Genomic DNA, 20,672 nt, shown 5'->3' with positions numbered 1-20,672 from the left:
TAACGTGGTAAACTAAACGCCAGAAAGACACAAATAGCTGTTGGGAGGAATGGTTGTGGAGAGATTACTTCAATTGAGACACAAATGGCTAAAGTTATTGCTGATGATGCTGCTGGTTGTGCCGGTTCAGTATCAATGGACAAGCAATAACGCTCATGCGGAGGGACCATCGGATCCTGCCCCTTACATCAACGCTAAGGTCGTCAACGAGAATGCGGGTAAAAAGGTGTTGTTCGATAACACGCACGCGCAGACAGCGGGAGCTGCGGACTGGGTGATCGACGGCGGATTCTCGGATTTCGCCAACGGGCTTGCCAACAATGGCTACTATGTCCAAGAGCTTCGCAAGTCTACCGCGTTTACGTATGACGATTTGAAAGGCTATGACGTATTCGTTATTGCAGAACCTAATATTCCGTTCAAAACCTCGGAGCAAGCGGCAATGGAGCAATATGTCGAAGGCGGCGGCAGCATCTTCTTCATCGGCGACCATTACAACGCAGACCGGAATAAAAACCGCTGGGACGGTTCGGAGTCCATCAACGGTTACCGCCGCGGCGCATGGGCGAATCCGGCTCAAGGCATGAGCGCGGAAGAAGCCAGTTCCTATGCGATGCAAAATGTCGCAAGCTCGGACTGGCTGGCCGATAACTTCGGCATCCGCTTCCGTTACAATGCGCTTGGCGACATTAACGCAACCAACATTGTGGCTCCAAATCAGGCGTTTGGCATTACGGAGGGCGTATCGGCCGTAGCCATGCATGCCGGCTCGACGCTTGCCATTATTGATCCGACGAAAGCAAAAGGCATTGTGTATCTGCCTCAAACAAACGAAGCTTGGGCAAGCGCGGTTGACCAAGGGGTATACAACGGCGGCGGCGCAGCGGAAGGTCCTTATGTAGCCGTATCCAAGCTTGGCGGCGGGAAAGCGGCTTTTATCGGAGACTCCTCCCCGGTTGAGGACGTATCGCCTAAATATTTGCGCGAAGATACGGGCGCGAAGAAAACCACTTACGACGGCTTCAAAGAAGTGAATGACGGCGTCTTGCTCGTTAACCTTATCGACTGGCTGTCGACGAAAGAAAGCTATACAAGCCTGAGCCAAGTAAACGGCTTGCAGCTCGACCAGCCTACCGCTCTTCTTCCTTTCGAGACTCCAGCCTTGTCTACGGAACCGCAGCCTGAACCATGGTCAGCTCCAAATGCAGGCTACAAATGGTATGACCGTTCGACATTCAAGGCCGGTTCTTTCGGTGGCACAACGGCTGTCTCCAACCCGGCATACAGCTTTGTGCATCAGGCAACGCTGCCTAACAGCGGAACGCCGTTCCCGGTTCGCGTCGTATTTAACAACCTGGCTCCTAATTCGACTGTAAGCAATTATCAGATTGGCGTTTACTTAACGAGCGGCGGCACCCAAATCGCTCAGGTGCAAAATGCGGACGGAACTTGGCCAACGGCTTACGGCTACAGCGCGAATTTTAATGTTACGGCCGATGCCACAGGGCATGCTTATAAGGATTTAACGATTCGCTTAAAGGCCGGTTCCACCGGAGCGGCTAATCTTCGCCTTAGACAAAACAGCACGAACCTGCTGACAGAAGGCGTTACGCTTGGCAACGTAACCGCTGAGCCTCTCCCGGGCGATGAAGGCGGAATTCCCGCCAAAATCACGATCGCGGAATCCCGTGCCAAAACCGTCGGCGCTACCGTTACGGTTGAAGGCGTAGTGACGACGGAGCCCGGTATTTTCGGCGGACAAGCCTTCTACCTGCAGGACCAGACGGGCGGTATTTACGTCTACCAGAATGCAGCCGGGTATCATGCGGGCGATCTTGTCAAAGTAACGGCAACTACCTCACTCTACAATACCGAGCTTGAGCTTGGAGATATTGTCGCCATCGAAAAAACGGGGACAGCAGCTTTGCCGGCTCCAAGCCCGGCAACCGCAGTGGACAGCTCCAATCAAGGCCAGCTGCTGCAGCTGAAGGACGTTACGATTGCCAACATCATCTCCGCCACGCCATCCGGCTCCTTCGAGTTTGACGCTGTCGGCGATAATGGTACGGTTAATCATATCCGTGTTGACGGACGTACCGGCCTTACGCAAAGCAGCTTCCCTTATACCGTTGGTCAAAAGGTAACGATCACCGGCGTGTCCGCTATTTTCAAAGACTTATACCAGCTCAAGCCGCGCAGCCTCGCGGATTTCACGATTGTACAACCGGCGGATAACGAGCCGCCAACCGCTGAAGCTATGCTGTCCGCTTCCCCTAATGCGGAAGGCTGGTTTAATCAGGATGTTCAAGTGACCGTAACCGCTGCAGACAATTCGGAAGGTAAAGTAGATACGTTTTACGCGTTAAACGATAACAGCTTTTCGGATTATACTTCGCCCGTTAACGTAGCCTCAGAAGGCAATCATACATTCTCTTATTATGCGGTGGATGCATCAGGCAACAAAAGCAGCGTGTCTTCGGTTCATGTTCGATTGGACAAGACCGCTCCGGCAGCGGTATTAACGCAATCCGGCGGACAAGTGGCGGACGTTCTTGAGACGGCGACCCTTGTCTATGACCTTGCAAGCAGCGATACGCTATCCGGCGTTGCTTCGGAGCAGCTGCTCTTGGACAATAGCGCGATTGCAGACGGTTATTCGATCGAAGCTTCCAAGCTTGGTATCGGAAGCCACACGGTACAATATACGGTAACCGACAAAGCAGGCAATACGTCCACTGCAAGCTACACGTTCAAAGTGACAGGCAAGCCGCTTGCCGACGGTGCTCCGGGAACGCCGGTCTTATCCCATAACAACGGCTGGGATAACGGCCTTCAAGACGGAAGCTATACGGTAACGATGAACCTGTGGTGGGGCAATAACGGTTCCGAATACCGGCTGTACGAGAATGGCGTCCTGATCGATACCGTCGAATTGAAGGACGCTTCTCCTTCCGTCCAGTCCGTACAGACACAAATTACGGGCAAAGCTAACGGAACCTACACGTATACCGCGGAATTGATTAATGCGTATGGCAAAACATCCAGCAGTACGCTGGTCGTTAAAGTAACCGACGCTTCCCCGGGCAAAGCCGTCCTGTCCCATGACAACTGGGATCAAGACGGAAGCTACAAAGTAACGATGAATCTGTGGTGGGGCACGAATGCTACCGAATACCGCTTATACGAAAACGGAATACTCATCGATACGCAATCGCTGAAGGATGCTACTCCCGCGGCGCAAACCGCCGTAACCGCCATTTCGGGCAAAACGCCCGGCGCCTACGAATACCGCTGCGAGCTTGTGAATGCGGCAGGCGTTACCGCGAGCGATACGATTACCGTTACCGTCGCGAAATAATGGGATAAAAAGATCGGCAAGAAACCCCATGCCTTTATGGCATGGGGTTTTCGCTTTTTATGCGGACAACGACTTTCCCTTTAAATTCCCCTTCCCCGAAGTACCGGAGAGCTTCGGCGGCATCCTGCAAGCCATACAGCCGGTGAATGACGGGAGCAATACGGCCCGCTTCAGCAAGCGACTTCCATACCTGCTGATCCGCATGATTAGGCTTATGAACCAGAATAGTCATGTTCTTCTTCTCAAACCTGCGGATCAGCGGCGCGGCGAGCAGCGTCTGGAGAAGACGAGGCATTAAGCCGCCTATCATAACGTATGTACCGCCTTTCTTAAGCGCGCGCTTCACCTCGAAGACGGAACGGGTTCCCACTACATCCAGGATAAGATCGTATTGCCGTCCATTTGCGGTAAAGTCCTCTTTCTTGTAATCCAGCACATGGTCCGCTCCAAGGGACAGCAGCATGTCCCTCTTGCCCGCACGGTCAACGGCGGTTACCTCCGCCTCGTGCAGCTTGGCATATTGGATGGCAAACGTACCTACACCGCCCCCTGCCCCATTGATGAGCACTTTCTGGCCCTTCTGCAAATTCCCTTTATCGCGCATTCCCTGCAGGGCAAGCACGGCGGCTTGCGGAATCGCTGCCGCTTGCTCGAAGCTCAGCCTCTTCGGCATTGGAGTTAATGCCTCCTCGCCCGCGCATGCGTATTCGGCAAATCCGCCCCAGCCGCAGCCGGACAGATCGCCGAACACCTCATCACCGGGACGGAACCGCGTGGCGGAGGCGCCAACGGCAATTATTTTCCCGGCAATATCCGCGCCAAGAATCGGATACCGCGGCTTGCGGAATCCGCCAATGCGGGTTATGTACGGTTTGCCGCGTAGCAGATCCCAATCCCATGAATTGACCGAAGCGGCATGAACCTCGATCAGCACTTCATGCTCTTTCGGCACGGGGACATCCACTTCTTTGAGCTCGAGAACCTCCGGAGAACCGTAGGCCTTATAGACCAGCGCTTTCATCTTGCGAACACTCATGTCCATCCTCCTTCAAATAGGAGATATATTAGCTACAGCTTATCGATCGCTCTGCTAATCTGCTTGATTAACAGCGGATTATCCTTGTTGTAAGACCAATAGTTAACGATCAGATTCTTCTTGCGTATGACATTCGGGTACAAATCATTCATCTTGATCGGAGTAGGCATTCCGTCTAAACTCTCCACACGAATACGTTCCTTCTCCGAAGTAAATACATAGACAAACACAAACTCGCGATGGGCCATATCTGCAGCAGGCAGCGTTAATTCAAAGGTTACGGGTTCAACTCCGTTGATATTAACCGGAGTGGATGCCAGCTGTTTAACCTCATCGGACGATAACTCGCGTACTTCAAGGCCTTGCTTCTGAAGAGCTTTGCTCACGCCATCGGCATTTAAGGCTCCCTTGCCCGAGCAACCAGACAGCATTAGGACAAGCGCAATCAACAAGATACCAGTTAATTTTCTCATTTCATTTACCTCTCTATATCCATCTAAAAAACAAACCGTAATCGACGTTTACGTCATTCCGCTTCGCCCAGTCGGCGATATTCGCGAAGCCTTGTTCCTCTTCGTTCACATATCTGAAGCACATACGAACAGGAACAACTCTCGCGCCATAAGGCTTAATCCCGATAATCGGATGAACCGAGTCCCGCCTGATCATGATGACCTTAATCTGCTCAGGCGTAATCGCAGCTCCGTTAAGCAAAAGCGCATCCCCCTGCAGGCAGAGATCAATCGGTTTCTGTAATGCCCGGTACAGGGACCAGAGCAATAAGGCAGCGCAGAAGCAAAAAACCGCTATGGCCGAAACGTACAGGACCGCATCATCGTCTTTTCCCCGCAGCGTACTAACAAGAAAGAGTGAACACAGAACCGTCATCGCAAAAATGTTCTTCAGGCCCGAAGGGTTTCTGACCGCATGCTTGCATGGCTGATTGTCCAATTCATCCAACCTCCCCTGATAAAGTAAGAGATTGTATATTACTATTCAATAAACGGTCAAATCATCCTGCCTATCAGCCCTAAAATGAAAGATTCCGCTTGAACGGCAGCTTGACAGCTTCCTTTTTCGAGTGTACTCTTTTGACAAGGAATTCCACTAGGGGCGCCCGCAAGGGCTGAGATAAGGCTTAGCCTTGGTCCCTTTGAACCTGATCTGGGTTATGCCAGCGTAGGAAAGTGGTCTTGTGCGCGTCAGCCATATGCGATAGAAACGGATGCTATTGTCATTCGTCCGTTTCGATTTGCACGGATTTCGACACCTCAAGCCGCTCCCGACGGGGCGGCTTTTTTTGTTGCCGGCGAATCGTCCGGCCGCATCGAAAGCTGCCTTTGGGGAGCGACCCGGGGTTGCGGGCTTTGCCCTTCCGGGGTCAGCTCTGCCTATTCGCCCGTGTCTAATTAACGGGCTGCTGAAGCTATGCCGCGTATAGTCTCATTACCCTAAACAACGGCCTCCTAGCGGACATTCCGAACCTATCGAATGCTCTTAGGAGGTTTTTTAATGCCGATTTTATCGACGCCGCTGCCTGGCAGCCGCAAAACGTATGTGAGAGGATCGAGGGAAGATATTCGTGTTCCCATGCGCGAAATCGTATTATCCGAAAGTCGGGGAAAAGACGGACTGCCGCAGCCAAACGAGCCCGTACGGGTGTATGACTCAAGCGGCCCGTACACGGATGAGTCCTACGAGGCCGATGTACGCAAAGGTCTCCCTATCTTGCGCAGCAAGTGGATCAGCGATCGCGGTCACGCCGAAGCTTACGACGGCCGGGTAATTAAGCCGGAAGATAACGGATTTTCAAACGAGGAACGTGCAAAGAAGAATGGCGCGGAAATTTTCTCGGGCCTGAATCTCCGGCCTCTACGGGCAAAGCCGGGAAGAAACGTCACGCAGCTTCACTATGCCCGCAAAGGCATCGTTACTCCGGAAATGGAGTTTATCGCGATCCGTGAAGGGGTCGATCCGGAGCTGGTCCGTTCGGAGGTGGCCCGCGGGCGTGCGGTTATACCGGCAAACATCAACCATCCCGAACTCGAACCGATGATTATCGGGAGCCGTTTCCATGTAAAGATTAACGCGAACATCGGCAATTCGGCCGTTGCCTCCTCTATCGAAGAGGAAGTCGAGAAAATGACGTGGGCAACCCGCTGGGGAGCGGATACGATCATGGACTTGTCCACGGGCAAAAACATCCATACCACACGCGAATGGATTATCCGTAACTCCCCCGTTCCCGTTGGTACCGTTCCGATCTACCAGGCGCTTGAAAAAGTGAACGGAAAAGCGGAGGACCTGAGCTGGGAAGTGTTTCGCGATACGTTAATCGAACAGGCTGAACAAGGCGTCGATTATTTCACTATTCATGCCGGCGTGCTGCTGCGTTACATCCCGCTTACGGCCAAACGCGTAACTGGCATCGTTTCCAGAGGCGGCTCCATCATGGCTGCCTGGTGTCTTGCTCACCATAAGGAAAACTTCCTCTACACCCATTTTGAAGAAATATGCGAGATTATGAAAGCCTACGACGTGTCGTTTTCGCTTGGAGACGGCCTGCGTCCAGGCTCCATTGCAGACGCCAACGATGAAGCTCAGTTTGCGGAGCTGAGGACACTTGGAGAGTTGACGGATATCGCTTGGAAGCATGATGTCCAGGTCATGATTGAAGGGCCGGGCCATGTCCCCATGCATCTGATCAAAGAAAACGTCGACCTTCAAATGGAGATCTGCAAGGAAGCGCCGTTTTATACCCTAGGGCCGCTTACCACGGACATTGCACCGGGTTACGACCATATCACATCGGCGATAGGAGCAGCGATGATCGGTTGGTTCGGAACGGCGATGTTATGCTATGTAACGCCTAAAGAGCATCTAGGCCTTCCAAATAAAGAAGACGTTAAAGACGGTGTCATCGCCTACAAAATAGCAGCGCACGCCGCCGACCTTGCCAAAGGACATCCCATGGCGAAACTCCGGGACGACGCCTTGTCGAAGGCAAGGTTCGAATTCCGATGGCGAGACCAGTTCCATTTGTCCCTTGATCCTGAACGAGCGATCGCCTACCATGACGAGACGCTGCCCGCCGAGGCGGCGAAAACGGCTCACTTCTGCTCGATGTGCGGACCAAAGTTCTGCAGCATGCGGATAACGCAGGACATTCGGGAATACGCAGAAGCGCGAGGACTGAATAACGAAGAGGCTTTCGAGGCCGGAATGAAGGAACAGGCGGATTCGTTCAAAATATCCGGAAGCAAGCTATACGGCTGAACTAGGACGGTGCGTTTCGAGAGCCAGTCGAAGCGATAGGATAACAGTAGGGCTGCGTTAGATTTCGTACAGCGTATCGGGCTATTTTTGACCGATTACTCGGCCCTGTATACTGGAGCGAATCCAACGCAGCCTCCGTGTTCTTCCTTTCCCCCTGATTTCATTGGAGTAATTCCAACGTATTGAGGCTGTACCAAGGTCATTAAAAATGACGATGGCACAGCCTCGTTTGAATTATTTAATTACCCTTTAACCGAGCCGGCCGCGATCCCTTCTACGATCCGGTCGCTGAGGAACAGGAACGTGATAAGGATAGGCAGGATGCTGATCATCAGCGTGGCGCCGATTGCGCCCCAGTCGGTGGTGTATTGGCCGATAAAGTTCTGAACGCCAACGGTCAGCGTTTTGAACTTGTCCGAGCTGATAAACGTGTTGACGAATATAAATTCGTTCCAGTTATAGATCATGTTGATAATGCCCGTTGTAGCCAGCACGGAGCTGGTCATCGGGAACACGATGCTGAAGAATACCTTATGAATGCTGGCCCCGTCAATGATGGCCGCCTCCTCGACTTCCTTCGGCAGAGCGACATAAAAGCCAAGCAGAATCATAATCGTGATCGGCATGTTAAACGCGACATAAGACAGAATGAGTGACAAAGGATTATCAATCAGATGCGCCTTGTTGAACATGCTGAACAGCGGAATCAGCGTCGAGTGAACCGGAATCATCATCGCGACCATAAAGAGGCCTAGGACAAGCGAGCTGAGCTTCCATTTCATGCGGGTAATCGCAAACGTCACCAGGCTGCCAAGCACAATCGTCGCGGCCGTTGCCGCTACCGTAATCCATACGCTGTTCAGGAAATACGTATCGATATTGCCCGCATTCCACACTTTGCTGTAGTTATTCCAATGCGGAGGCGACGGCAAAGCAAACGGCGATAGATTAAAAACTTCCTGGTTGTTTTTCAAAGAGAAGAACAAAAGCCAGATGAGCGGGTAAACCTGGAACACCGCTACGGCGATGAGAACAATGTACAGTACAGCGTAGCCGACCTTCATTCCTATTCTCGAACCGGATTTCGCTTCTCCGCCCAGTTTCATAGTTGTCGATGACATGAAGCGTACCTCCCGAAAAGAATTATCACCCAAACAGCCTTTATAGGGCTGTTTGTGATGATTCTTACCTCGTAAGCATTAGCTTAAAGAATGATCACCCCCAGCAGCCTAAGTAAGGCTGCTTGTGATGATTCTTACCTCGTAAGCATGAGCTTAAAGAATTTATTTTACTTAGGAATACTGGATCGTGTCTTTGCTGGCTGTTGCCTTGCGGATGATCCATGTTGCTACCAGACAGATAATAAGCAGGAAGAAGCCAACCGCGCTGCCGTAACCGAAGTCGTAAGCTTTAAAAGCTTTATGGTACATGTACGACGCCATTACCTCACTGGAGCCGTTCGGCCCGCCGTCCGTCATGACATAGATCAAGTCGAAGTATTTCAGGGAACCTACAACCGCCAGGACAACCGTTACTTTCACAACTTCCATAACAAGAGGGAATTTGATTCTCCAAGCGATTTGGAACGAATTCGCCCCGTCAATCTTAGCCGCTTCTTCCAAGGAAGAAGGGATGTTCTTCAATGCCGCATAGTAGATCAGAATATAGAAGCCCGCGTATTGCCACAGAATCGGAATAAACAAAGCGAACAAAACAAGATCCGTCTCTGCCAGCCAAGCGGGAGGATTTGCAACGCCAAGGGATTCCAGCAAGCTATTCATAATGCCGTTAGTAGGATGATAGATTTTGAGCCACAGCTGAGCGATGGCCACCGAGGACAGCAGCATCGGGATTAAGTAAATTTTGCGGAACAGGTTTGCTCCTTTGATTTTTGCCGCAAGCACCATGGCTACGACGAGATAAACGATAAGACTCAACATCGAAAATACGGCTAGCAGAAGCGAATGTCCCGCACTGCTCCAGAAAGCATGATCCTTAACCAGCGTTGCGTAATTGTCGAGGCCCACCCACTTCATTGCGCCAATGCCATTCCATTCGTTCAATCCATAGTAGCCCGTCAGAACGATTGGGATATACACGACGGCCAGAATGAGCAGAAGGGATGGCAGAACGTATAAAGCGATGACTTTCTTGTTAGATAGCACCTTATCCAATTTGGCCGACTCCTTTCTCTGTCAAAAATAAGGAGAGCCGCCTACCCGGTATTTCCGAACCCGTTCGTCCGGATAGGCCTCTCTTTATTTTTGGATGTCTGAACTAGTTGCCTTTCGCGATGGCCGCATCTTGCTCGGATGCAAATTTCTCTGGGTTAACGGCTTTGCCGAAGAGCGATTGGATCATGTTCAGATGAGTCTCAGCCGCGTTAGCCGGCAATTGAACGTCCGCGAACAAGGTAATGCTGCTTGCTTTGTTCAGTTCGTTGAACAGATCGATGTACAGCTGCGGCAGCTGGATCGAGGAAGTATCGATCTTCGTAGCCGGAATAACGCCTGCGCCGGTTACCGATTGCTCGCCCCACTTCGTTACGAAGTATTGCACAAATGCTTTCGCTTCTTCTTTTACTTTGGAGTTTTCCCCTACGAACAAGCCTACGCCAGGACCGCCAACCCAGCTGTCCGCGTTGCCTTTGCCGCCTTCAACCGTCGGGAATTTAAAGAATCCAACGCTGTCGCGGAACGATTGCGGAATGTCTTCGTTGGTGGTGAAGTTCGGCAGCTCCCAAGTACCCATCAGGTACATTGCGGCATTGCCGTTCAGGAATTCGGATTTCGCTTCTTCGTTCGACAGGCCGTTAAAGCCTTTGACGAATGCGTTTGCGTCAACCAGGGATTGCACTTCGGAAGCGGCTTGCTGCAAGCCCGGATCCGTAAATTTCGCCGTGCCTTTAATAGCGTTAGCTACCGTTTCTTGACCCGCAATACGGTCAGCCAGGTACATGTACCACAGGGAACCCGTCCAGCGGTCTTTGTTGCCAAGCGCGATTGGAGCTACGCCGTTATCGGACAGCGTTTTCACGACTTGCTTGAATTGCTCGTATGTCGTTGGAACTTCAAGATTGTACTTCTTGAAAATTTCTTTGTTGTAGTAGATTGGAGCGATGTTGAACTCCAGCGGAAGCGCATACGTTTTGCCGTCGATCGCGTAAGCTTCCGTTGTACCCGCTACGAATTTGCCGTTCAGCTCACCGCTGAGCAGATCGTCAACCGGCGTGAACAGCTTGCCGTCTACGTACGGCTTCAAGAAGCCGGCCGCCCAAGTTACGCCCACATCAGGAAGCTGATTCGATGCAGAGAGGACTTTTAATTTGTTTTTGTATTGCTCGTTATCCAGTACCTCTTGCTTAATCGTTACGTTAGGGTGTTCTTTTTGGTAATCGTTGATGATTTGGTTAACGATTTTGTTCTGGCCCGCGGATACGCCTTCCGGCCACAGGTGCATGAAGTTGATCGTTACCTTCTTGTCGGAACCGCTTTCAGACGAGCCCCCGTTAGAAGCCGTATTACCATTATTTGAGCTGCTGCCGCTGTTGTTGCCGCATGCTGCCGTTACGATGGCGAGACAGAGAATAAGTCCGAGTGTCATCCACTTCGATTTTTTGAACACGTTTACAACCCCTTTTTGACTGATGTGTTTGTGTTGCTAAACAAATTGTAACAGCGCTTTCACAGCAGCATAAGGTATGGCGAGTTGGGAAAAATACTACTTTTATTGGATTGTCTCCTCCGCGTGCGAGACGTTTTTCCGATATTGCCCAGGACTTACTCCTTCATGCGAACGGAACACTTTGACGAAATATTTGGCCGTCTGATAGCCCGCTTTTTCGGCAATTTCGTTGATCGACAGACGCGTATTGGTCAGCAATTCCTTGGCTCTTTGCACCCGTCGTCTTGTCAAATAATCGCTGAAGGTCAGCCCGGTCTGCTCCTTGAACAGGACGCTGAAATAGCTTGCGTTCATATGCAGATGATCGGCAATATCCCGCATCGTAACCGGCTCATGCATACGCTCGTCCAGATACTGAATCGCTTCCTTCACCGGCGCGCTGTATTGGGTCTCCTGTTCGCTCGTCTCCAGCAGCTTCGTATCGACAAGCCGCTCCATGCGTTCAATCCGGTTGAGCTCTTCCTCTTTGCGGAACGCAAGCTCCACGGCTTCCACCAGCTTCTTCTTGTCCAGCGGCTTGAGCAAATACTCGATAACGCCAAATTGCAGAGCCTTATGGGCATAGTCGAACTGCGGATGGCCGGAAATGACGATGACGACTGGCGGATGCTGCCTGTCCCTCAGCTTCTCCACAAGCTCCAACCCGTTAATCTCCGGCATCCGGATATCGGTAATAACCAGATTGGCTTCATTGGCCTCCAGCCATTCCAATGCTTCCACGGCACTGGACGATGTTGTGATCTCGTAGCGGCCTGCCGACCACGATTCCAGCACCTTCCGCACGCCCTCTCTTGTTCTTGGCTCATCGTCTACGATCAGAATCGTCTTCATTTGCTTCGCCCCCATGTTCAATCGGTATTTCAAAGGACATCCTTGTGCCCGCTCCCTGCTCGCTCTGAATCTGCAGGCCTTGCGTCTCTTCCCCGTAGTAAAGCCTGAGTCTTCGGTCGACGTTGGAGATGCCAACCCCATTTCCCTTCGCGTCATGGACATGTCCCAGCTTCATCGCCGCATAAAGCGACTGCACCTTGTCGAAGCTCATGCCCGGGCCGTTATCCGTAACGGAAATCCGGATATATCCCGGCCGTTCGGTTTTCTCTATGCCGATCACAACCGAGCCTTGTCCGATCCGCTGCTCTACCCCATGAGAGATGGCATTCTCGACAAGCGGCTGGATCAGCAGCTTCGGAATCGGAACGCCCCGAAGGCTCTCATCGCCTTCGATCGACCACTTCAGCCGGTCGATCAAGCGCATCTCCATGATTTTCAGATAACGCTCCGCATGCTCCAGTTCATCGGCTACCGTTACCCATTCGTCATCGTCCGCCCGGTTAATTACATACCGGAACAGCCCGGACATCGCCACGACGACCTGGGACAGCTCTTCTTCATCCTTGTCCTCAAGCGCCCAATATAAAGCCTCCAGCGTGTTGAAAAGAAAATGCGGATTGATCTGCGCCTGCAGCGCCTTCAGCTCCGTTCGGCTCTGAATAATCTCCTTCTCGTACACCACTTCGATCAGCTCGTTCAAATAAGCGACCATCTGGTTGTACGTATTGTTCAGCTCGTTAATCTCCAGCGTGGAGGACGTTACCGGAATAGGCTTCAGCGAACCGTATTTTGCGCCTCTCATCGCCTTGATCAGATTAAGAATCGGGCTCGTAATCATGGTCGACAGGATAAAGGTTAAGATCAGGAACAACAGGACCCCAACCATAACCGATACGAGTATGGCCGTACGCAGAACCGATACTCCTTCAGCGGCATATTCGGCCGGCGTCAGGATTAACACCTTCCAGCCTGTCGCTGCCTCAAGCTGCTTCTGAATGGGAATATACAATCGGCCATGCATGCTGATGGTCTTCCCGTCCGTCTTCTGAAGAACGTCCTGCGGAATGTCCGCCGAGAAGTTCGCCGCGATAATCTGGCCGGAGCCGTCGATCAGCCCCATTTCTTCTTTGCCGTCCGAGGATGTATTCGCATCGATTAGCTCAAAATATTTTTTGTCGATTCGGACCAATAAATACCCGGCATTGGAAAAAGACTGGTCAATCAGGCGTACGCGGCGGATCGCCGTAATCTGATTCGGATTGTTCTTATCGATGCCGAACCATACGAGCTGACCTGCGGCACGGTCCGCCTCCCGGATCCATTCATTGGGTACCCGGTTGTACAGGCTGATATCCGTCAGCGGGAACAATACCCGGAAGCCATTCGAATACAATTCAATGGACTGTACGCCGCTTACATACGCCTGCTGCTTCCGGATTTCATGCTGAAGCACCTGACGCTCCTCGAAAGTTAGGTTGGTGCCGCCCGCTTCCTTGGCCATCAGGCTCTGAATCGATGCGTTGGTGGCTACCTGCATCGTAAACGTCTCCATCTGATGGAGCAGAACGTCCATCTTGCCGGTCGCCTGCACCGCTGTCTGTTGAATATGATTTTCGGCATTATTGCGCAGCAGCTCCGAGACTTGTCCGTAAGTAAAAAAGCCTACCGAAGCAAGAACGAGCAGCATAACGAGCACGAATCCGAGAAAAATCTGATTCCGCAATGTGTTCATGCGATTAAACTGGAACAACCCGGACACCCCCGCCTAATATCTGTCGCCATTACTATACACAATATAAATAAAAAAAAGAAAGCCCCTTCATCGGGGCCTCGCTATTCGGTAGTCAAGATTATTCCAGCTTCAATTGGGGGCATCGAGATTGCCGAGAACGCCAGGATGCCTACCGTAACCCAGATCGTAACCGACAGCCATAAATCCCTTTTTGGAGCAAAACTCACGGCATTACCTCCCTGTCCAAAAGCTTCTCCAAACGTTCCTTCACCGGAAGCCATTCTTCCGAAATAATGCTAAATATAACATAATCCATGCCATTATATTTCTTGCGGAGCACGCCTTCGCGTGTTGCTCCAAGCCGTTGTATCGCCCGCTGGGAGCGATGATGCGAGGTTGTTGTGATAAGCTCGACCCGGACGGCCTCCCACTGCTCGAAAGCATGCTTCAGGAGCAAATATTTGCTTTCGGTATTAACGGCTGTCCGCCAAACTTCGGGCGAATACCAGGTCCAGCCGATATTCAGGTTGCGGTGGGACGGAGCGATACGGAGGTATCTCGTTGTCCCGACAATCCGGTTCAGCTGCTTATCAAAGACCGCGAACGGATACTCTTCACCCCGTTTTCTTCCCTGTATCGCCGTTTGTACAAAACGCTCCATCTCTTGCAGGGTATGGACTTTGACGGGCAGCTGTTCCCATAATTCGTCCGAGCGCGAGCAGGCAAATAACGGCTCGGCATGCTCCTCCGCTAGGGGAAGCAGCTTAATCCGCTTGCCTTCCAGCGCTGTAATATTCATCGCAGCAGCCCCTTTCCATAGCCAAATTATTTTATCCATTTTTTACTATTATTTTCATGGTCATCCTTGCTTGTCAAGACAAGAAAAACCGCAGGATAAGCATCCTGCGATGCCATAACCTGCGGTTACATTACTGTTGATTCCGAATACGTTCCATTGCGGAAGCGGCCCTAGGCCATCCCGCATAAAAAGCCAAGTGCGTGACCGCTTCATTCAGCTCTTCTTTCGATAAACCATTCTCCCTGGCAAGCTGCAGATGATAAGGGAGCTGCTCCATATGCCCGCCGGCCACCAAGGCCGCTACGGTAATCAAACTCCGCTCGCGCAGCGAAAGTTCTTCCCTCCGCCACAAGTCTCCGAACAGGATATCTTCTGTATAACGGGCAAACGAGGTATCCCCATAGGCAGGCGCGATATGAGCCGTATCGATTTTTCTATGCATCGCGTTGCACCTCCTCCCTCTTCCGTTCAAGCATCTGGGCTATTCCGTTCCCAAACGTCCAGTCCTCAAATTCCGTGCCAACAAGCATAACAAAGAGATCCTCCGCCCTCACTCCGCAAGCTGGCAACAGTTCTGCAAGTCTGGCATAAAAGCTCCTCTTCTGTTCCTCCGTCCGTCCGGACTTCAAGGTAATCTGGATATAGAGCAGCCGGTCCGTACGTGAGACCTTCAGATAGGCCGGATCATAGTAGAACTCCCCTGGTTTATGGCCATGAAACACCTGAAAATAATCATCCGCCGGCACGCGAAAATGCTCGGTTAGCGCCTGATGAATCGCATGGCTGATCGCCGGCAGCTCCTCTTGCTTATATTGATCTTCCCTATAACTGACCCGGATAAAAGGCATCTGTCATCACTCCCTGAATGAGATGACTTTATTGTATATCCAATGTTTTCATCTATATAATTGAATTAACCAAACAACTCATTCAAATTTGTAGATGGAGATGCTTCGAAATGGATCTGAAGGAACTAACCGCTTTTCAAACGATATTGCAGGAAGGCAGCTTCGCGAAGGCGGCAGCCAAGCTGAATTATGCCCAGTCCACCATAACGAACCAGATTCAGCGCCTGGAAAAAGAGCTCGGGTTCCAGCTGTTTGACCGGGGCTGGGAAGCCGAGCTGACTCCCGCCGGGCAGATCTACGCGTCGGAGGTAGAACGGCTTATTCAGCACTGGCATTATGCGTCGGATCAAGCAAAAGCGATTCTGCGGGAGGAGACCGGCACCCTTCGGATTGGCCTGCTGGAGATGCTTGCCCGGCAGATCATGCCGGAAGCGTTATGGCGGTTCCGGGAAGAAAAGCCGCAAATCGCCTGCCATTTCGTGATTGGTAACACCGACCTGGTGGCCGGCGAGCTTCGCCATAAACAGCTGGACTTTGCGATATGCGGCGAGCCTCCCGACCTCTCGGGGCTGCGCTTCGAACCTCTGCATGAGGAGAGGATTGTTTTTGCGGCGGCCAAGGACCATCCTCTTCACCAGCGCGGCGTAGGGCTTCTTCCTTTTCATGAGCTGCTGCCCTATCCGATGGTCGTTGGCGGGCCAACCTGTCTGTACTATCTGCACTTATCTAGGCAGCTCGCCAGATTCGACAGCATGCCGATGCTCCATTCGGTCAGCCAGATCTCTGCCATTCCGGGCTTTGCGGCACGTTCGCCGTTTATCGGCGTTGTCCTTGCTTCCACCCCTCTGCCAGATGGAGTATTGCCGCTTGCCGTTGACTGGGAGGAGCATAAAATCCCTATTGGCCTGCTTGAACGGCGGAACACCGCATATCCATCAGCTGCGCGCAAGCGGCTTATCGGGATCATCAAAGAGGTCTGGTTCAATGAGGCTTGACGAAAAAGACCGTTGACAGAACGAGCAATCCCCTATATTTTTCTTAATAAACAAATCGTAAAAAGAGGTGTATCCGCCATGCCAGTTGAATACCGCATTGGAGCTCCCGTTACAGCCGTGCAAGTCGCCGAAGTATTCCGAAGCTCCGGCATCAGACGACCCGTCGATGATCTAGCCCGCATTCAGAAAATGATCGACAACGCCGATCTCATTCTCTCGGCTTGGGATGGCGAAGAGCTTGTCGGCATTGCCCGGGCGGTTACCGACTTCTCCTATTGCTGCTATCTCTCCGATCTGGCTGTAAGCAAGACGCATCAACGGCTGGGCATCGGCACGGAGCTGGTAAACCGGCTGCGGGAGCACATAGGCGAAGAGGTTGCCCTTCTTCTGCTGTCCGCGCCATCCGCCATGGACTATTACCCTCAGATCGGCTTTAACAAAGCCGACAACGCGTTCCTGATTAAGCGGGTAAGATAATTCTCCGATCCTTTAGAATGAAAAAGTACAGCTCATCCGCGGCAAGATGCTCAATTGAGCATTGTTTCATCGGAATGAACTGTACTTTTTCTTTTTCCTTCTATTTGCAGACTTCAACCAGCCAATGAACCTGTACGATTGCAGGCCAAGCAGCCTTCTAATCGAGCCATCCGTTTTTCTCCGCGATTCCGATCGCATCAATCCGGTTCTTGGCGTCAAGCTTCTGAATGGCTTCGGACAAGTAATTGCGCACGGTACCCGCGGACAGAAACAGCCGGGACGCAATCTCGCCGGCAGGCAGACCTTCCCGCGCCAGTCGCAGCACCTCCCGCTCCCGCTCGGTAAGCGGATTCTCCGCTTCCCAGAACGACAAGGCAAGCTCCGGACTAACCGCCCGCTTCCCTCCATTGACGTTGCGAAGCGCCGCGGACAGCTCATCGATCGGGGAATCCTTGAGCAGGAAGCCCTTCACTCCTGCCTTCATCGCCCGCTGGAAGTACCCGGAGCGCGAAAATGTTGTCAGAATAACAACGAGGCAAGGATGTTTTTCCGCACGAAGGCGTTCCGCAACATCAAGTCCGGTCAGCTTGGGCATCTCGATATCCATCACGCAAATATCCGGTTTCAGGCTGCGAATCATCTCAAGTGCCTGTTCACCGTCTTCCGCTTGTCCAACGACCTCGATATCCTCTTCCAAATCCAATAGGGCGCTGAGCGCGCCTCGCAGCATTCCCTGATCCTCGGCTACAAGCACTCTCATTATGTGGAGTCTCCCTTCTTCGATGACGAGTGTACTCTAGGCACGGTAATCGTAATAACGCTGCCGCTGCCTTTCGTGGACTTGAATTCAAACTTGCCGTCCACCAGATTAAGTCGTTCCTGCATCCCTCTAAGTCCGTTATGCGCCGGTCCTTTATCCGCTAGATCACAGCCAACCCCGTTATCCCGGATAACCAAACGATACTGATCGGGTGTCATTGCCCAATCAATCACGCATTGCCTGGCTTCGCTATGCTTCACGACGTTGGTTACCGCTTCGCGCAGGCACATGCCCAGCATATTATCGATAAGCGGGCTTAAGGAAGCGGAAACGGGATCGCCCTGCACCTTGATGGTTATAAAAGCCGCTGCCAGTATCCGCTTCGCATTCGACAGCTCATCCTGCAGCGTTACCGTATTCATCCCCGTAACCAGCTCCCGGACCTGCTTCAGCGCAGCGCGGGAGGTAAGCTGAACATCCCGGATTTCCTGCTTCGCCCGGTCCGGATGATGGGCAATAAGCTTCTCGGCCAATTCGCTCTTGAGCGTAATCATCGTAAGGGTATGGCCAAGCGTATCATGAAGCTCGCGGGAAATCCGCTGCCGCTCTTCCTGAATGGATAAGCGCGAAATTTCATCATTGGCAAGCTCAAGCTGCGCACGAAGCACTCTGGACCGTCGCCCGATAAACATGACAAAAGGAACCAGCAGCACCGCAAGCATAGCAGGCAATAAATTATAGAGCCCTTCCAGGCCGTTCGTTTCTTCATAGTGCCAGACCTCCATCCCGTACAACAGCAGCACGCCGGACATGGCAATTCCGATCTGACGAAGGTTTGGCAGCATGCCGACAAGCGATGCCGTAAAAAAGCCCATATACATGAAGCTTTCATCATACCGCCAACTGAAATACCCGATCACGAGCAATTGAATAATAACCGCCCAAATGCGCCAGGCTTTGCTCAAATGCCCCGCGATGTAACTTGCGATAAACAAAACAATAAGCGGGAAGCCTATCCACTGCTCTTCGGGCGGCCGTTCGGCGAGTGCCATGACCGGAAATAAAATATAGATAAGCCATAACAGCATAAAGAAAATGGGCGGCCCTCCTTCGGGGGGCCGCTTCATTATAAATCGACGTAAATCATGCAAGTATTTTTGCATTACACCGCTTCCTGTTTTTTCATGATATAAGACGAAATCGCGAGAAATACCACGACATAAGCAACCAGGATTCCTACGCCGGTCCAGTTAATCGACACACCGGCAACCGCGTCCCAAGCCCCTTGGCCAAGACGATAGGTCGGCGTCAGGTGAGCAATGGTCTTCATCGTGCTGGACATCGTGTCCGTCGGGAACCACAGACCGCCCAGAATGGACAGTCCCATATAGCATATCATGGAAAGGACTTGAACAAAATCCGCATTTTTGATCGAGCCGATCAAGGTTCCAAGACCCATAAACGAGAAGCCGCCGATAAAGATAAACAGTCCGCAAGCGATCCAGGTGGAAGCGCTCAGGTTAACGTCTTTGAAGACTCCGCCAACTACGAACATAACGATAATGATGGCCAGGTTAATAACCGCTTGCGACAATACTTTGGACAATACGTAAGACCAGGAAGGAAGCGGCGTGATTTTGAGCAGGGACAGCCAGCCTTGGCTCCGTTCTCTCGACAGCCGCTGCGCATAGGAGGTCAAGCTCGCTCCAACCACGCCATACACCGTCATCGACATCAGGTAATAGGCTTTCCAATCGACATTGCCAACTTGCACATTATCACCAACGGTATTGGTAAAGATAAAGTAGAACACAACCGGCATAATAAACGAGAAAATAACGAATCGGCGGTTACGGACAGTACGCAGCAGCTCCGCTTTGCATTGCGCCAGCGTTGCCTTCATGCTTGTGGATTGACTCATTGATAATAGATCCCCCTTAGTTCGTAGAGTGGACAATCGCCTGGAATGCATCCTCAAGGCCGCCACTTTGAATTTCGATATCTTTCATCTCAAAACGCTGTTCGATCAACGTTATAATCAACCGGTCGGTATCCCGGCTATGAAGCTTCACGCGTCTTCCGTTCCATTCCACGTCGATAACTCCCGGCAGCGCCTGCAGCTGGTCGTTCGTTACGGAAGCACCCGCCGTAAAGGAAATGACGCGGCCCGTTGTTTCGGCTTTGATCTGGCTTGGCGAGCCGTCCGCCACGACCTTGCCCTGATTAATAACGACGATGCGGTCTGCGAGGCTATCCGCTTCTTCCAGGTAGTGCGTCGTCAGAACAACCGTGCGGCCTTTGTCCGCCATCGAACGGATCGTATCCCAGAACATTTGGCGGGAAGTGACGTCCATGCCTACCGTTGGCTCGTCGAGGAAAATAATTTCGGGATCGCCCGCCGCAGCAAGCGCGAAGCCTAGACGGCGCTGTTGTCCGCCGGAGAGGGAGGCGGCCATTTTATCCTTTTCCTTCTCCAAGCCGGAGATCCGGAGCAGCTCCTGCAAGGAGAGCGGATTGCTGTAGTAATTGCGGAACAGCTCAATGGTCTCCGCTACCTTCAAGTTATCGATGACGCTGACATCCTGAAGCATCGCGCCTATCCGGTTGCGAACCTTAATGTCCTTCGGGCTTCCGCCCAGCAGCTTGATCGTTCCGGAGGTTGGCTGCTTCAGCCCCAGTATCATGGAGATCGTTGTTGTTTTGCCGGCGCCGTTTGGCCCAAGCAACGCGATCACCGTGCCCTTTTCCACCTTCAGCGATAATTGGTCTACGGCTTTTTTCCCTTGGTAGATCTTCGAGACCCGATCCAATTCGATTGCGTAACTCATTGTCTGCTTCACTCCCGCTATCTATGATTTGTTGTGCTGTTTATTCTC

At 52.0% G+C, this 20,672-nt stretch carries 20 protein-coding genes and 1 riboswitch; of the genes, 4 read left to right on the top strand and 16 right to left on the bottom strand.

Going from position 1 to position 20,672, the window contains the following annotated elements:
• Positions 1-103 precede the first annotated feature (103 nt).
• Positions 104-3,358 (top strand): OmpL47-type beta-barrel domain-containing protein, encoded by a 3,255-nt coding sequence (locus CFI03_RS07315; protein WP_248756983.1) that lies wholly within the window; start codon positions 104-106, stop codon positions 3,356-3,358.
• 34 nt (positions 3,359-3,392) lie between these two features.
• Here the strand turns inward: CFI03_RS07315 and CFI03_RS07310 are convergent, their stop codons facing one another.
• From CFI03_RS07310 to CFI03_RS07300, 3 genes are read right to left on the bottom strand one after another with little or no spacing between them, the layout of a single operon-like run.
• A complete protein-coding gene (locus tag CFI03_RS07310; RefSeq protein WP_116394023.1) occupies positions 3,393-4,394 on the bottom strand; it encodes an NAD(P)-dependent alcohol dehydrogenase in 1,002 nt (333 codons plus the stop codon).
• Positions 4,395-4,426: 32 nt separating this feature from the next.
• A complete protein-coding gene (locus CFI03_RS07305) occupies positions 4,427-4,867 on the bottom strand; it encodes a hypothetical protein (protein WP_116394022.1) in 441 nt (146 codons plus the stop codon).
• 13 nt (positions 4,868-4,880) lie between these two features.
• Entirely contained in the window at positions 4,881-5,345 is a 465-nt protein-coding gene (locus tag CFI03_RS07300) for a hypothetical protein (protein WP_116394021.1), read from the bottom strand.
• Between the two features lie 148 nt (positions 5,346-5,493).
• Positions 5,494-5,597, top strand: a riboswitch (TPP riboswitch).
• A gap of 309 nt (positions 5,598-5,906) precedes the next feature.
• Here CFI03_RS07300 and thiC point away from each other — a divergent pair.
• Positions 5,907-7,670 (top strand): phosphomethylpyrimidine synthase ThiC, encoded by a 1,764-nt coding sequence (thiC, locus tag CFI03_RS07295; protein ID WP_116394020.1) that lies wholly within the window; start codon positions 5,907-5,909, stop codon positions 7,668-7,670.
• Between the two features lie 242 nt (positions 7,671-7,912).
• On the opposite strand, the gene CFI03_RS07290 is transcribed toward thiC, so the two are convergent.
• The 9 genes from CFI03_RS07290 to CFI03_RS07255 all read right to left on the bottom strand — a co-directional run bounded on the left by CFI03_RS07290 (position 7,913) and on the right by CFI03_RS07255 (position 15,564).
• The gene (locus CFI03_RS07290; protein ID WP_116394019.1) at positions 7,913-8,791 is read right to left on the bottom strand and encodes a carbohydrate ABC transporter permease; all 879 of its coding nucleotides are present in this window, start codon (positions 8,789-8,791) and stop codon (positions 7,913-7,915) included.
• Between the two features lie 171 nt (positions 8,792-8,962).
• Positions 8,963-9,844 (bottom strand): carbohydrate ABC transporter permease, encoded by an 882-nt coding sequence (locus tag CFI03_RS07285; RefSeq protein WP_116394018.1) that lies wholly within the window; start codon positions 9,842-9,844, stop codon positions 8,963-8,965.
• Between the two features lie 103 nt (positions 9,845-9,947).
• Complete coding sequence (locus tag CFI03_RS07280; protein ID WP_116394017.1) at positions 9,948-11,294, bottom strand: extracellular solute-binding protein; 1,347 nt, start codon at positions 11,292-11,294, stop codon at positions 9,948-9,950.
• Between the two features lie 102 nt (positions 11,295-11,396).
• Positions 11,397-12,185: a response regulator transcription factor gene (locus tag CFI03_RS07275; protein WP_116394016.1), complete on the bottom strand. Its 789-nt coding sequence runs from the start codon at positions 12,183-12,185 to the stop codon at positions 11,397-11,399.
• Positions 12,157-13,935, bottom strand: a complete 1,779-nt coding sequence (locus CFI03_RS07270) for a cache domain-containing sensor histidine kinase (RefSeq protein ID WP_116394015.1) — start codon at positions 13,933-13,935, stop codon at positions 12,157-12,159. The genes CFI03_RS07275 and CFI03_RS07270 overlap by 29 nt, the downstream gene beginning before the upstream one ends.
• Positions 13,936-14,018: 83 nt before the next feature.
• Complete coding sequence (locus CFI03_RS30995; RefSeq protein WP_283094451.1) at positions 14,019-14,144, bottom strand: hypothetical protein; 126 nt, start codon at positions 14,142-14,144, stop codon at positions 14,019-14,021.
• Positions 14,141-14,716: a GNAT family N-acetyltransferase gene (locus tag CFI03_RS07265; protein ID WP_116394014.1), complete on the bottom strand. Its 576-nt coding sequence runs from the start codon at positions 14,714-14,716 to the stop codon at positions 14,141-14,143. The genes CFI03_RS30995 and CFI03_RS07265 overlap by 4 nt, the downstream gene beginning before the upstream one ends.
• A gap of 130 nt (positions 14,717-14,846) precedes the next feature.
• Positions 14,847-15,158: a carboxymuconolactone decarboxylase family protein gene (locus tag CFI03_RS07260; RefSeq protein WP_116394013.1), complete on the bottom strand. Its 312-nt coding sequence runs from the start codon at positions 15,156-15,158 to the stop codon at positions 14,847-14,849.
• Positions 15,151-15,564 (bottom strand): tautomerase family protein, encoded by a 414-nt coding sequence (locus tag CFI03_RS07255; protein WP_116394012.1) that lies wholly within the window; start codon positions 15,562-15,564, stop codon positions 15,151-15,153. Before CFI03_RS07255 ends, CFI03_RS07260 begins: the two co-directional genes overlap by 8 nt.
• Before the next feature lie 110 nt (positions 15,565-15,674).
• On the opposite strand from CFI03_RS07255, the gene CFI03_RS07250 reads away from it, so the two are divergent.
• Both CFI03_RS07250 and CFI03_RS07245 read left to right on the top strand, forming a co-directional pair.
• Positions 15,675-16,559 (top strand): LysR family transcriptional regulator, encoded by an 885-nt coding sequence (locus CFI03_RS07250; protein ID WP_116394011.1) that lies wholly within the window; start codon positions 15,675-15,677, stop codon positions 16,557-16,559.
• Between the two features lie 78 nt (positions 16,560-16,637).
• Positions 16,638-17,036 carry a GNAT family N-acetyltransferase gene (locus tag CFI03_RS07245; RefSeq protein WP_116394010.1) on the top strand — a complete coding sequence of 133 codons (399 nt, stop codon included), beginning with the start codon at positions 16,638-16,640 and terminating at the stop codon, positions 17,034-17,036.
• Between the two features lie 157 nt (positions 17,037-17,193).
• On the opposite strand, the gene CFI03_RS07240 is transcribed toward CFI03_RS07245, so the two are convergent.
• From CFI03_RS07240 to CFI03_RS07225, 4 genes are all read right to left on the bottom strand, one after another.
• Positions 17,194-17,796, bottom strand: coding sequence for a response regulator transcription factor (locus tag CFI03_RS07240; RefSeq protein WP_283094450.1), 603 nt, complete (start codon positions 17,794-17,796; stop codon positions 17,194-17,196).
• Positions 17,796-18,884: a sensor histidine kinase gene (locus CFI03_RS07235; RefSeq protein ID WP_236013403.1), complete on the bottom strand. Its 1,089-nt coding sequence runs from the start codon at positions 18,882-18,884 to the stop codon at positions 17,796-17,798. Before CFI03_RS07235 ends, CFI03_RS07240 begins: the two co-directional genes overlap by 1 nt.
• Positions 18,885-18,958: 74 nt before the next feature.
• Positions 18,959-19,717 carry an ABC transporter permease gene (locus tag CFI03_RS07230; protein WP_116394007.1) on the bottom strand — a complete coding sequence of 253 codons (759 nt, stop codon included), beginning with the start codon at positions 19,715-19,717 and terminating at the stop codon, positions 18,959-18,961.
• Between the two features lie 16 nt (positions 19,718-19,733).
• Positions 19,734-20,624, bottom strand: a complete 891-nt coding sequence (locus CFI03_RS07225) for an ABC transporter ATP-binding protein (protein WP_116394006.1) — start codon at positions 20,622-20,624, stop codon at positions 19,734-19,736.
• Positions 20,625-20,672: the final 48 nt, after the last annotated feature.

It is taken from the genome of Paenibacillus sp. ATY16 (genome assembly GCF_003399985.2).
In the GTDB taxonomy this organism is placed as follows: domain Bacteria; phylum Bacillota; class Bacilli; order Paenibacillales; family Paenibacillaceae; genus Pristimantibacillus; species Pristimantibacillus glycanilyticus.
Note: the sequence above shows the minus strand (reverse complement) of the source record. Positions and strands in the feature narration are given on the sequence as shown.